Here is a 13,017-nt window from a genome sequence, read left to right as displayed (position 1 = left end):
TGAGAAAATTTGAGTTTTCAGGATATAATAACCTCTAATTGAACTTAATTAAGATTCATAAGTTGAGAAACGATTTGATTTTAAGGGCAGATTTAGTTATTATTAGTTACGTAATCATTAGCACTCGTTAATGGTGAGTGCTAATAAAGGAGTTTATAATAAAAATTATATTATAAGGAGGGTCTTCAATGGGAATTAAACCTTTAGGTGACAGAGTAGTGATTCAAACTGTAGAAAGAGAAGAAAAGACTGAAAGTGGAATTGTATTACCGGATAGTGCTAAAGAGAAGCCACAGGAAGGTAAGGTTGTAGCAGTTGGTGAAGGAAGAACAGCAGATAGTGGAGAGGTTATTGCTCCGCAGGTAGCTGAAGGAGATATCGTTATTTATAGTAAGTTTGCTGGAACAGAAGTTAAGCATCAAGGAGAGGAATACTTGATTGTGAATGAAAAAGATATCTTAGCAATCGTTGAGTAATCAATATAGTTTTATTGTTAAAGTTTGAGAAAAGGTTTAGTGATTTTAAAATAAATTTTGTGATCAAAAATAATTCAAGGAGGTTGACTACATATGGCAAAAGAAATTAAGTTTGGTGAAGAAGCAAGACGTAAATTAGAAGCTGGAGTTGATACTTTAGCTGATGCTGTAAAAGTAACATTAGGGCCAAAAGGGCGCAATGTAGTATTTGAGCAAGGTTTTGGAGCACCAATGATTACTAATGATGGTGTGACAATTGCTAAAGAGATTGAATTGAAGGATGCTTATGAAGATATGGGAGCACAGACAGTAAAAGAGGTTGCAACTAATACTAATGATATTGCAGGGGACGGAACTACTACTGCAACTGTGTTGGCCCAAGCTATTGTTAATGAAGGAATGAAGAATGTAGCTGCTGGTGCTAATCCAATGATCCTTCGTAAGGGAATTCAAAAGGCGGTTGAAGCTGCTGTAGAAGAGATCGGAACTATTAGTAAGCCAATTGAAGATAGAGAATCTATCGCTCAAGTAGCTGCTATTTCTGCTGCAGATGAAGCGGTTGGTGAATTAATTGCTGATGCTATGGAAGAAGTAGGGCAAGATGGTGTTATTTCCGTTGAAGAATCTAAGACAATGGGAACTGATCTTGAAGTTGTAGAAGGAATGCAATTTGATCGTGGTTATCTATCACCATATATGGTAACTGATGATGAGCAGATGGTAGCTAACTTAGAAGATCCATATATCTTATTAACTGATCAAAAGATCAGCTCTATCCAAGATATCCTACCATTGTTAGAGCAAGTTGCTCAACAGAATAAACCATTGTTGATTGTTGCTGAAGATGTTGAAGGTGAAGCATTAGCTACATTGGTAGTTAATAAGTTACGAGGTACGTTTGAATGTGTAGCTGTTAAAGCACCTGGATTTGGTGATAGAAGAAAAGCAATGTTAGAAGATATTGCTGCTTTAACAGGTGGTCAGGTAGTGACTGAAGATTTAGGTTTAGACTTAGAAAGTGTTGATGTCTCTATGTTAGGAAGTGCTCGTAATGTAAAGATTACTAAAGATGATACTACTATCGTTGATGGAGCTGGAGATGAAAAGAATATTGAACAAAAGGTATCTCAAATCCGTCAGCAAATTAAAAATACAACTTCTGACTTTGATCGTGACAAGTTAGAAGAAAGATTAGCTAAGTTAGCAGGAGGAGTAGCGGTAATTAAAGTTGGTGCTGCTACAGAGACTGAATTGAAAGAGAAGAAATTAAGAATCGAAGATGCATTAAGTGCTACTAGAGCTGCTGTTGAAGAAGGTATAGTATCAGGTGGTGGAACAGTCTTGCTTGATATCCTAGCTGCTGTAGAGGGGTTAGGTTTAGAAGGGGATGAATTGACTGGTGCTGATATTGTAAGGAAATCTTTAGAAGCTCCAGTACGATTGATTGCTGATAATGCAGGATATGAAGGAGCAGTTATTGCTGAGAAGGTTAAAGAACAAGAAATGGGAGTAGGGTTTAACGCTGTTACTGGTGAATTTGTAAATATGATTGAAGCTGGTATTGTTGATCCAGCTAAAGTAACTCGTTCTGCTTTACAGAATGCTGCTAGTGCAGCTGCTATATTGTTGACAACTGAAACTGCTATTGCTGAAAGAGATGATGATGATAGCAATGGTGGTGGCGGAATGCCAGCTGGAATGGGTGGCGGAATGCCAGGTGGAATGGGCGGAGGAATGCCGGGAATGATGTAATTCCTTTGACCCAATATTAAGAAGGTCTTCTTAGAAATTTCTAAGAAGACCTTCTTTTTTTATAAAAAATTGAAAGCAGGAAAAAATAGATTTATCATGAATATTAAACTAGTGGTCTAATGGAATGTTGAGTTGGTGGTTAATCATTATTATAGGAGGTAATAAAATGAATTTAGAGCAAAAATATAAAAAGTTACAGGATATTATCAAAGGTCTAGGAAGTGTAGCTATCGCTTTTTCTGGAGGTGTAGATAGTACTTTTTTAAGTAAAGTTTGTAAAGATGTGTTAGGTGATAATGCAGTGGCAGTTACAGCTCGATCATCTACATATCCAGAAAGGGAATTCAAAGAAGCAGAGCAATTAGCAGAAGAAATAGGAATTGAACAGGTAGTCATTGTTTCAGAGGAGACAGAAGTAGATGGTTTTGCTAACAATCCACCTGACAGGTGTTATTATTGTAAACATGAACTCTTTTCTAAAGTGGAGGAGGTAGCTCGAGAACGTAATATAAAGTATGTACTTGATGGTTCTAATTATGATGATTTGCAAGATTTTCGACCAGGAATGAAGGCAGCTGAGGAGCTAGAGGTAGTTAGTCCTCTTAAAGAGGCTGAATTGACTAAAGATGATATTAGAGCATTATCAAAGAGATTGGGACTTCCTACCTGGGATAAACCGGCTTTTGCTTGCTTATCTTCTCGTTTTCCTTATGGGGAAGAGATAAATGTAAAGAAATTATCTATGGTTGAGCAGGCAGAAGACTATTTAATAGAGCTTGGTTTTGAACAGTTTAGGGTTAGACATCATGAAGAGATTGCTAGAATTGAAGTTGCTCCTGAAGAAAGGAAGAAATTCTTTGAGTTAGAAGCAATGGATCAAATTTCAGCTAAGTTAAGAGAAGTGGGTTTTACTTATGTAACATTAGACTTGACTGGTTATCGCTCTGGAAGTATGAACGAGGTACTAGATGAATCAGATAAAGTGGTGAAAAATTAACAGAAAGAGGGATAAATTGTGAAGAATGAAGTTATTAGAGAAGCACTAGAGCAGGTGAAGAATGGAGAATTGGATGTAGAATCCGCTATGAAACAGTTGAAAGATCTACCGTTTGAAGATTTAGGATATGCAAAAGTTGATCATCATCGTGGTTTGAGAAATGGTTATCCAGAGGTTATTTATTGTGAGGGGAAGTCGGTAGATCATATTAAAGGGATAGTCGTCAAGATGTTAGAGAGGAATAATAATATTTTAGCAACTAGGGCCAACCCTGAAATTTATGAGGCGTTGCAAGATATAACAGACGAGATAGATTATAATGAGTTAGCAAAGACAGTTGTGATTAAAAAAAGAGAACTAGAAACAACAACCAGTAAAATTTTAGTTGTAACCGGTGGAACTTCAGATATTCCAGTAGCTGAAGAAGCAGTAGTAACTGCTCAAGTCTTAGGAAATACTGTTGAGAGGTTATATGATGTAGGGGTTGCTGGAATTCATCGTTTATTATCAAATAAAAATAAATTAGATGAAGCTAACATCATCATTACTGTAGCAGGAATGGAAGGTGCTTTAGCCAGTGTAGTTGGGGGATTAGTAGATAAGCCAGTAATAGCTGTTCCAACTAGTATTGGTTATGGTGCTAATTTTGAAGGAGTATCAGCTTTATTGACAATGTTGAACAGTTGTTCTAGTGGAATTGGAGTGGTCAATATCGATAATGGTTTTGGTGCTGCTTATCTAGCTAGTACTATTAATCGTCAAATTGAAATTGCAATGAAGGAAAAATCTTAATCAGAGAGGATATATGCTATGGAGAAGATACTCTATTTTGATTGTTTAGCAGGAATTAGTGGAGATATGACAATTGGAGCATTGCTTGATTTGGGAATAGATCAGGAAGAGTTTTTAAAAGAATTAAAAAAAATAGAACTGACTGGTTATCAATTAGAGATCGATTGTGGACAGAAAAAAGGGATTACAGGGACTGATTTTAATGTGATTGTCGAGCAGGAACATGATCATCACCATCGTAGCTTACAGAATATTAAAAGTTTAATTAGTGCTAGTGACTTAACTACTAATGTTAAAGAATTAAGTTGTCAAATTTTTGAGCTAATAGCTCAAGCAGAAGCTAAAATCCATAATCAGCCGCTAGATGAAGTACACTTTCATGAGGTAGGTGCTATTGATTCGATTATCGATATTGTAGGGGTTGCTATTTGTATAGATAAATTAGGAGTTGAGCGAATCTACTCATCTCCTCTGCATTTAGGAAGAGGCTTTGTCAATTGTGCTCATGGTAATTTACCTGTTCCTGCTCCTGCTACTTTAGAGATTTTACAGGATGTTCCTGTTTATTCTAAAGGGGTAGAGAGTGAGCTAGTCACCCCTACAGGAGCAGCAATAATTAAAGTATTAGCGACAGATTTTATTCCTTATCCAGAAATGGTAATCGAGCAAGTAGGTTATGGATTAGGTACTAGGGAGCTAGAGATTAGTAATCTATTGCGGGTGACAGTGGGTAAAAAAAAAGTCAAGAAACTTTAGTGATGTTAGAGACAAATATTGATGATATGAACTCAGAGATCTATTCTTACTTAGTCCCTAAGTTATTTGAGATTGGTGCTTTAGATGTTTACCTAACAAATATAATGATGAAGAAGAATCGACCAGGGGTTAAAGTTAATGTACTAGCCACTAAAGAGATAACTGAACAGGTTGAGGAGGTATTATTTACAGAAACGACAACACTAGGAATCAGAAAGTATGAGGTGACTAGAGAAAAACTGAAGAGAAAGTTTTTGGAAATAGACACCTCTTTTGGTAGAATAACTGTCAAGGTTGCGTTTAAAGCGGGAGCAGTTTTGAAGTATGCTCCAGAGTATGAAGAATGTAAACTAGCAGCAGAGAATTTTGGGGTTCCACTGCAAGATGTTTACCAAGAAGTATTGGCTATAACGAAAAAGTATTTAGAAAATAATGATTTAAAGTTAGAACTTGACAATGATTAAGATCTGATTTATACTAACAGCATAACTGGATAATAGACTAACTTAAGTTTAAGACTGAGGAAATGGTTTTTATTACGAAGGGTTTTTATAAACCCGAAGTTGAGGTTAAGTCAATCGTTAAGAACATAAGGACTTAGCTTTTACTTAAACTTAGGCTTAAGTTTTCTCGTATAATTTCGACAATAAGGGTCGAAGGTTTCTACTAACTAGCCGTAAACTGGTTGACTACGGGATAGTAATATAGCTATACCTATATCTATATATACCTATATATATCTATCTTTCAAATTTGGCCCTTAATAATTCAATAAGGGCTTATAATTTGGGATTTTTTTATTTATAATAGAGTTGAGAAGGGGGTTTAAGTAGTGAATCAAAAAGAAGTAGTGTTAGTATTAGATTTTGGAGCACAATATAGCAAATTAATTGCTAGAAGGATTAGAGAGTGTAATGTTTATTCAGAAGTCTTACCTTATAATGTTGACTTAGAGAAGATCAAAAAATTGGAGCCAGCGGGGATTATCTTTTCAGGCGGGCCAGCAAGTGTCTATGCTGAAGATGCTCCGTATATAGATCAAGAAATTTTTGAACTGGGGATCCCTATTTTGGGGATCTGTTATGGGATGCAATTGATGAGCCATCTGCTGGCTGGAGGTAAGGTTGTAGCAACAGAGAATAGAGAATATGGACGAGCAATGATCGAAGTCAAACAAGAAATGGATTTATTTACTGGTTTACCTCAACAATTAGAGTGCTGGATGAGTCATGGAGATGCTGTTGCTGAATTACCTGATGGTTTTGAAATAATTGGTGTTACAGAGGATACGCCAATAGCTGCAATTGGCAATCAAGCCAAAGGGTTTTATGGAGTTCAATTTCACCCTGAAGTAGTACATACACCACAGGGAACAGAAATGATTGAGAACTTCTTATATCAAGCCTGTAACTGTCAAGGAGATTGGACAACCAGTAATTTTATTGAGCAGACAGTAACAGAAATTAGAGAAAAAGTGGGAGATACTAAACAAGTAATTTGTGGTTTGTCTGGAGGAGTAGATTCTTCAGTAGCAGCTGCTTTAGTAGATAAAGCAATTGGAGATCAGTTAACTTGTATCTTTGTTGATCATGGTCTATTACGTAAGAATGAAGCAGCAGAGGTAAAAAAGACATTTGGTGAAGAGTTTGAGATGAATTTAGTTGCTGTAGAAGCACAGGATAGATTTTTAGAGCAATTGACTGGTATTGCAGATCCAGAAGAGAAGAGAAAGATAATCGGTAATCAATTTATTAGGGTTTTTGAAGATGAAGCAGCTAAAGTTGGAGATGCTAGTTATTTAGTACAAGGTACCATTTATTCTGATGTAATAGAGAGTGGGGAAGGCGATGATTCTTCTACAATTAAGAGCCATCATAATGTAGGTGGCTTGCCTGAAGATATGGAGTTTAAATTAATTGAACCTTTAAGAGAGTTGTTTAAGGATGAAGTACGGGAAGTAGGAGAAGAATTAGGATTACCAGCTAAGATAGTTTGGCGCCAACCTTTTCCTGGGCCAGGCTTAGGAATTAGAGTTTTAAGAGAGGTTACTGAAGAAAAGTTAGAAGTTTTAAGAGAAGCTGATGCTATCTTTAGAGAGGAGATTAGCAAAGCAGAATTGGAGCAAGAGATCTGGCAGTATTTTGCTGTTTTACCTCCAATGCGTAGTGTAGGGGTTATGGGGGATGAAAGAACTTATGCTTATACGATTGCCTTACGAGCTGTTAAGAGTAAAGATGCAATGACTGCTGACTGGGCCAAGATTCCTCATCAAGTCTTGGAGCAAATCTCGACTAAGATTACCAATCAGGTACCAAAGGTCAATCGGGTTGTTTATGATATAACTTCCAAACCACCAGCAACTATTGAGTGGGAATAAAAATAATCTTAAGATTATTTTTATTCCACGGAGAGTTTTTGTAAAAAACTCGTAGGGGCTGTTAGAGAGTATTGACTAGGGTAAAACACGAACTATATCTTAAAAAAGCAACAGAAATATTAGCTTAAACTTAAACGATATTGAAATTCATGATATTATTATACTATAAAAGATATAATTTCCTAGTTTGAGTTTAATAAATTAGCAACTAATTTTAAATTTAAAAGAGAACACAACCTCCGTATAATATCAGGGATATGGCCTGAAAGTTTCTACCGACTAGCCGTAAATTAGTCGACTACGGGAAGAGATGTAGTTTGATATATGCTACATTTCATCCCAAAGTCTTAATTTCCTCTGGAATTTATACTTTGGGATTTTTATTTTTTGAGGCTTAAGTTAAATAAAATATCTAAATTAGGAGGGGCTTTTGATGAACGAGATTTTGGAGAAGTTTTTTAAGTTGAAGGAACATGGAACCAACCTTAAGACGGAAGTTATAGCTGGCTTGACTACATTTATGACAATGGCTTATATTATTATTGTTAATCCTATAATTTTGAGTGATGCGGGAATGCCATTTGAAGCGGTTATGGCGGCGACAGTTATATCTGCAGCAATTTCTACTTTAATTATGGGTCTTTATGCTAATTATCCTTTTGCTTTAGCACCAGGGATGGGTTTGAATGCATTTTTTGCTTATACTGTGGTAATTGGAATGGGGCTTAGTTGGCAAGCTGCTTTAGCAGCAGTCTTTATTTCAGGTATCTTTTTTATTATAATTACGATAACCGGTCTTAGAACGGTCTTAGTTAATGCGATTCCTTTGTCCTTAAAAAAAGCAGTTAGTGCAGGAATTGGTCTCTTTATAGCTTTGATTGGTTTAAAAAATGCTCACATTGTAGTATCAGATGAGGCTACTTTAGTAACATTAACAGATACTCTAACTCAACCGAATACTCTTTTGGCTTTGATTGGTCTAATTATTACGGCTATTTTAATGGCTAAGAATATTAAAGGGTCGATCTTACTTGGAATTATTCTGACTACTATTATTGGAATCCCAATGGGTGTTGTGGAGATTGGAGAAGGATTTTCACCTTTTTCATTACAAGTAAGCTTTGAGGCTTTTGGTTCATTTGTAGATGGATTTCCTGAGTTATTTAATTTTGGAATTTTGAATGTGATTTTGGCCCTTACCTTTGTGGACTTATTTGATACGATTGGGACTTTAGTCGGAACTGGAGCTCGAGCAGGAATGCTAGATGAAGACGGTAATTTACCACGAGCTGGTAAGGCATTGATGGCTGATTCTATTGGAACGACTGCAGGAGCAATTCTTGGAACTAGTACAGTAACTACATTTGTTGAAAGTACAGCAGGGGTGGTCGAAGGTGGAAAGACAGGTTTAACTGCAGTTGTAGTAGCTATTTTATTCCTTCTGACATTATTAATTTCTCCTTTAGTACTGTTAGTACCAGCAGAAGCTACAGCTCCAGCCTTAATTATTGTGGGAGTCTTAATGATGGGAGCTATTAAGGGAGTTGACTTTGAAGACTTTACAGAAGCTTTTCCAGCTTTTATGACTATCGCAATGATGCCTTTTACTTTTAGTATTGCTGAGGGAATTGCAGCTGGAATTATCTTTTATCCAATTATGAAGCTGGTTTCTGGCAGAATTGAAGAGACTAATATGGTAATTAATATTTTAGCGTTATTATTTATAATAAAGTATTTATTTATGTAATAGTAATTTGGTCTGCTAACTAAAAGTATAAACTACCTTCTTTTTAAGAAGGTAGTTTATACTTTTTTATTGTTTAGGAAATTATATTTTTTAAATGGGTTACTTGGATTCAGACTTAACCTTAATCTAAAATGTATTACCTGCCTCTTTGGCTTTAATGTATTAAAGCACTGGTAATAAACTCTAAAATATATTATAATAATATTATGAAACTTAGGAGGTGGGATAGTTGAACTCTAAATTAAAAGATGAATTTACAGATCAATTATTTGAAGCGATCTTATTATTAGAGGATAAAGAAGAATGTTATAAGTTTTTTGAGGATATATGTACAGTTAATGAAATAAAATCTTTGGCCCAGCGTTTGGAAGTAGCTAAGATGTTAAAAAAAGGTTCTACTTATGACGAAATTGCTCAGGATACAGGAGCAAGTACTGCTACTATTAGTAGAGTAAAGAGATGTTTAAATTATGGAGCTGATGGTTATCAGTTGATTTTAGAAAGAATGGATGACTAAAATATAAAAGTTGTATTGCTCAAGAGACTACTAAATTTGGTGGTCTCTTATATTTTTTTTAACTAGTGGCACAATAAAGAGTAGTTAGAGAAGAGGAGGCGAGCAATGCAGATAGTTCATGCCACTTTTGAATCTGGTGAAGGAGCAGAAGCAGTTAATTTATTAAAGAGATTAGGGGTTGATATTGAAAATTATAAATTGATTGAATCTGAAACTGGGGATTTATTGATTATAAATTTATTATATGGTAATGAAGATAAATTATTGGATGGATTAAAAGAGAGGTTTAATTTCTCAGAAAATACAGAACGAAGTTTAGTTATATTTACTCCTGATACAGTTATTCCGCGCGATAAAGATAAGGCTAAAGAGTATAATTATCGGGCAGCAAGAGAGACGATTGTGACTTATGCTAAGGATAATAGTAAAGTGGATAGTCAGTTTTTAATTCTGGCTGTAGTAGCTGCTATTATAGCTTCATTAGGACTAATTATTGATAATACTGCAGTAATTGTAGGTTCAATGGTGATTGCTCCAGTCTTTGGACCAATTATTGCGATAGCAGTGGGGATAGTGTTAGGTGATTTGAAATTATTAGTCCAAGGTTTGATTGCCGAATTAGTAGTCGTTTTAGTAGCGATTGTGATTGGTGTTTTAGCGGGATTGAGTATTCCAAATGTAACGATCAATAGGGCTTTACAAGTTAGAATGTTGCCAACGTTAGCTGATTTGTTGATTGCTTTTGCTGCTGGAGGTGCAGGAGCTTATTCATTAGTAACTAACGTTAAGCAACAGTTGGTAGGCGTAGTAATTGCTGCTGCTTTAATTCCTGTAATGGCGACTATTGGGATAGGGATTGCACTGTGGAGTTGGCCCTTGTTTTCTGGTGCAACATTATTATTGCTGGTTAACTTTTTTGCATTACTATTAGCGATTGTAATTACTTTTTATTTTAAAGGTTTAAAGCCACAGTTGTGGTATGATTTAACGGCTAAAAAGCTAATTAAAAAGAGTTTGATTGTTTTGATTATATCTTTAATCTTACTAGCGGTACCATTATGGGTGATTACATACCAACAGATGGTTAAAGAACAGCCTGAAGATGTTGTACGTCAAACTTATCGAGAATATTTTAAGGATCAATTTGAGAGTAGGTTAATTAGAGTCGAGATTCAAGAAGAGCGAATTGAATTGGTCTTTTATAGCCCACAAAGAAAGGAAAAGGAAGAACTTGATAGTTTAGCTGGACAGATTCAGCAGCAATTGGAACGGGATTATACAATTGAATTTGAAATTATTCCAACGCAAAGGTTTAAAGTAGGTGCTAATTCTTCTTGACAGAGGGTGGTTTTTTTTGTAAACTATAACTGGATGAAAACAAAGTGATTTACTTGGATATGAAAATTAGTACAGAGGAGGTTTTTTAAGATGAAAGTTGTTGATAACATAACAGAGTTAGTAGGGAAGACCCCAATCGTTAAATTAGATAGAGTTGTACCAGAAGATGTGGGTGAAGTTTATGTCAAGCTAGAATCCTTTAATCCAGGTGGTAGTATTAAGGATAGAATAGCTTTAAATATGATTGAAACTGCTGAAAAAGAGGGAGATTTAAAATCAGGAGGAACGATTGTTGAGCCAACAAGTGGTAATACGGGAATTGGCTTAGCATTTATTGGAGCTGCTAAAGGCTATAATGTAATTTTAGTTATGCCTAATACGATGAGTATTGAACGAAGAAAGATTTTAAAAGCTTATGGGGCTGAATTGATCTTGACTCCTGGGGAAGATGGAATGCCTGGAGCAATTGAAAAAGCTAAAGAATTGGCTGAGGAGAATGAAGATTACTTTATGCCTCAACAATTTTTGAATCCTGCTAATCCAGATATCCATCGACAGACGACAGTTAAAGAGATCATTGAAGCTACTGGAGGAGAATTGAATGCTTTTGTAGCTGGAGTAGGAACGGGTGGTACGGTGACTGGAGTTGGTGAGGTATTAAAGGATGAGATTGAAGGAGTTAAAGTTGTAGCGGTAGAACCTACTGATTCGGCAGTAATTAGTGGGGGAGAGCCTGGTCCACATATGATTCAAGGAATTGGAGCTGGTTTTATTCCTGAGGTCTTTAATATAGATACAGTAGATGATGTATTACAAATAGAAAATAATGAAGCAATGGAGATGTCACGCCAATTAGCAGCACAAGAAGGGATTTTGGTTGGAATTTCTTCAGGAGCAGCAGTTGCAGCAGCTATTAAAGTTGCTCAAAAATTAGGAGTTGGAAAGAAGGTAGTAACAGTAGTTCCTGATACTGGAGAGAGATATTTGAGTACACCTTTATTTAAAGCTAAAGAGTAGTAGCTAAGAAAAGAGTCTAACGGGAAATCTTATAGGCTCTTTTTTATTTTCCAAAAGGCTTGAATTGTAATATAGAGGGGGTTTTTGATGAAGTTAAAAACTTTAAAGATGTTAGTTAAATTAATAGAAAAGGCAAACTTTTCAGCAGTAGCTGATGAATTAGGGTTGACCCAGCCTGCTGTTAGTATGCAAATTAAGTCATTGGAAGAGTTTTTCGATGCTGAATTAGTGATTAGACAAGATGGAGAATTAAGACCAACTCCAGCCGGCAAAGTAGTTTATCGGCAGGCAAAAGATATTTTAGCTAATTGGGAAGAGACTAAACTGGGGGTGGCTAGGGTCAAGGGAGAAAATTTTGGCCAATTAGTCATAGGGGCCAGTACAATCCCTTCAGAATATTTATTACCTGATTTATTAGCTCAACTTTATAATGAATTTCCTAAAATAGAGACGATTATGAAGGTAGGAGATAGCAAGGAAGTTATTGATCAACTACAACAAAGGGAAGTAGATTTAGCAGTAGTTGGTTTTAGACCGAAGAGGAAAGAGTTTAAAGTTAAAACATTAGTAGAAGATCGGTTAATGTTAATTGTTCCTAAAGGACATCGACTAACTAAACAAGATAAGGTTACTATTAGTGATTTAGAACGAGAAAGAATTTTAATTAGGGAAGAAGGCTCAGGAACAAGAAGGGCTATGCTAACTGGTTTGGCAAAAAGAGGAGTTAGTGAAAATGATCTGGAGCTAGTTGCTAGCTTGGGGAGCACTGAAGCTATTATTGCAGCGGTGGAAGTTGGATTAGGGCTCTCGTTTGTGTCAAAGCTGGCTGCCCAAAAAGCTGCCCAAGTTGATCGCATAGAGCAAGTGGAAGTTAGTGATATGTTAATTAACCGTAAATTATATTTAGCTTATCATCAGACAAGAGCAGAAGAATTATTAATTAAGGGATTTGAGGGTTTAATAAAAAGATTTCAAGCCTAAAAATTATTAGTTATTCTTTAAACTATAATTAGCAATATTTCTATTTGAATTAAATAATGAAGTTTAGTTGCCAATTGGCAACTTTATTTTTTTGTTATAATAAAATTATATCTTTTAAAATATAATAGAATAGTTAAAGACTTAGTTTGAGTTAAATTTTAAAGTAGACCAATTAAATGGTAGAATTAATCCCGACTATTCCTATTTACATTACACAGATAATGTGGTAAAGTTTATAGTAACAAAGTTTTAATAGGAGGTTAGTTA

General features: G+C 35.5%; 10 protein-coding genes, 1 pseudogene and 2 riboswitches. All 11 genes and pseudogenes read left to right on the top strand.

Features of this window, described 5'->3' with window-relative positions; translation table 11 throughout:
* Positions 1–188: 188 nt before the first annotated feature.
* The 11 genes and pseudogenes from groES (at position 189) to MWH25_RS00120 (ending at position 12,750) form a co-directional block, all read left to right on the top strand.
* On the top strand, positions 189–476 hold the full coding sequence (gene groES, locus MWH25_RS00170) for a co-chaperone GroES (protein WP_248624528.1): 288 nt from the start codon (positions 189–191) through the stop codon (positions 474–476).
* A gap of 93 nt (positions 477–569) precedes the next feature.
* A complete protein-coding gene (gene groL / locus MWH25_RS00165) occupies positions 570–2,228 on the top strand; it encodes a chaperonin GroEL (protein WP_248624526.1) in 1,659 nt (552 codons plus the stop codon).
* A 166-nt stretch (positions 2,229–2,394) separates the two neighbouring features.
* Positions 2,395–3,225: an ATP-dependent sacrificial sulfur transferase LarE gene (gene larE / locus MWH25_RS00160; RefSeq protein ID WP_248624523.1), complete on the top strand. Its 831-nt coding sequence runs from the start codon at positions 2,395–2,397 to the stop codon at positions 3,223–3,225.
* Positions 3,226–3,243: 18 nt separating this feature from the next.
* Positions 3,244–4,017 (top strand): nickel pincer cofactor biosynthesis protein LarB, encoded by a 774-nt coding sequence (larB, locus tag MWH25_RS00155; protein WP_248624521.1) that lies wholly within the window; start codon positions 3,244–3,246, stop codon positions 4,015–4,017.
* 18 nt (positions 4,018–4,035) lie between these two features.
* Positions 4,036–5,237, top strand: a pseudogene (gene larC, locus MWH25_RS12990) (nickel pincer cofactor biosynthesis protein LarC).
* A gap of 146 nt (positions 5,238–5,383) precedes the next feature.
* A riboswitch (purine riboswitch) is annotated at positions 5,384–5,485 on the top strand.
* A 120-nt stretch (positions 5,486–5,605) separates the two neighbouring features.
* On the top strand, positions 5,606–7,150 hold the full coding sequence (gene guaA, locus MWH25_RS00145) for a glutamine-hydrolyzing GMP synthase (protein WP_248624519.1): 1,545 nt from the start codon (positions 5,606–5,608) through the stop codon (positions 7,148–7,150).
* Positions 7,151–7,369: 219 nt separating this feature from the next.
* A riboswitch (purine riboswitch) is annotated at positions 7,370–7,471 on the top strand.
* 112 nt (positions 7,472–7,583) lie between these two features.
* Positions 7,584–8,897 (top strand): NCS2 family permease, encoded by a 1,314-nt coding sequence (locus MWH25_RS00140; protein WP_248624517.1) that lies wholly within the window; start codon positions 7,584–7,586, stop codon positions 8,895–8,897.
* Positions 8,898–9,126: 229 nt separating this feature from the next.
* Positions 9,127–9,414: a YerC/YecD family TrpR-related protein gene (locus MWH25_RS00135; RefSeq protein WP_248624515.1), complete on the top strand. Its 288-nt coding sequence runs from the start codon at positions 9,127–9,129 to the stop codon at positions 9,412–9,414.
* Between the two features lie 105 nt (positions 9,415–9,519).
* Positions 9,520–10,752 carry a TIGR00341 family protein gene (locus MWH25_RS00130; RefSeq protein WP_248624512.1) on the top strand — a complete coding sequence of 411 codons (1,233 nt, stop codon included), beginning with the start codon at positions 9,520–9,522 and terminating at the stop codon, positions 10,750–10,752.
* A 90-nt stretch (positions 10,753–10,842) separates the two neighbouring features.
* A complete protein-coding gene (gene cysK, locus MWH25_RS00125) occupies positions 10,843–11,769 on the top strand; it encodes a cysteine synthase A (RefSeq protein WP_248624510.1) in 927 nt (308 codons plus the stop codon).
* A gap of 87 nt (positions 11,770–11,856) precedes the next feature.
* The gene (locus MWH25_RS00120) at positions 11,857–12,750 is read left to right on the top strand and encodes a selenium metabolism-associated LysR family transcriptional regulator (RefSeq protein WP_248624508.1); all 894 of its coding nucleotides are present in this window, start codon (positions 11,857–11,859) and stop codon (positions 12,748–12,750) included.
* Positions 12,751–13,017 lie beyond the last annotated feature (267 nt).

The sequence above is a fragment of the Natroniella acetigena genome (assembly GCF_023227745.1).
Classification (GTDB): domain Bacteria; phylum Bacillota; class Halanaerobiia; order Halobacteroidales; family Halobacteroidaceae; genus Natroniella; species Natroniella acetigena.
This window is presented reverse-complemented; position numbering and strand designations above follow the sequence as displayed.

Excerpts from the sequence above, each read along its gene's own strand:
- groES (WP_248624528.1), top strand. The coding sequence starts at position 189 with ATGGGAATTAAACCTTTAGGTGACAGAGTAGTGATTCAAACTGTAGAA.
- groL (WP_248624526.1), top strand. The coding sequence starts at position 570 with ATGGCAAAAGAAATTAAGTTTGGTGAAGAAGCAAGACGTAAATTAGAA.
- larE (WP_248624523.1), top strand. The coding sequence starts at position 2,395 with ATGAATTTAGAGCAAAAATATAAAAAGTTACAGGATATTATCAAAGGT.
- MWH25_RS00140 (WP_248624517.1), top strand. The coding sequence starts at position 7,584 with ATGAACGAGATTTTGGAGAAGTTTTTTAAGTTGAAGGAACATGGAACC.
- MWH25_RS00130 (WP_248624512.1), top strand. The coding sequence starts at position 9,520 with ATGCAGATAGTTCATGCCACTTTTGAATCTGGTGAAGGAGCAGAAGCA.
- cysK (WP_248624510.1), top strand. The coding sequence starts at position 10,843 with ATGAAAGTTGTTGATAACATAACAGAGTTAGTAGGGAAGACCCCAATC.
- MWH25_RS00120 (WP_248624508.1), top strand. The coding sequence starts at position 11,857 with ATGAAGTTAAAAACTTTAAAGATGTTAGTTAAATTAATAGAAAAGGCA.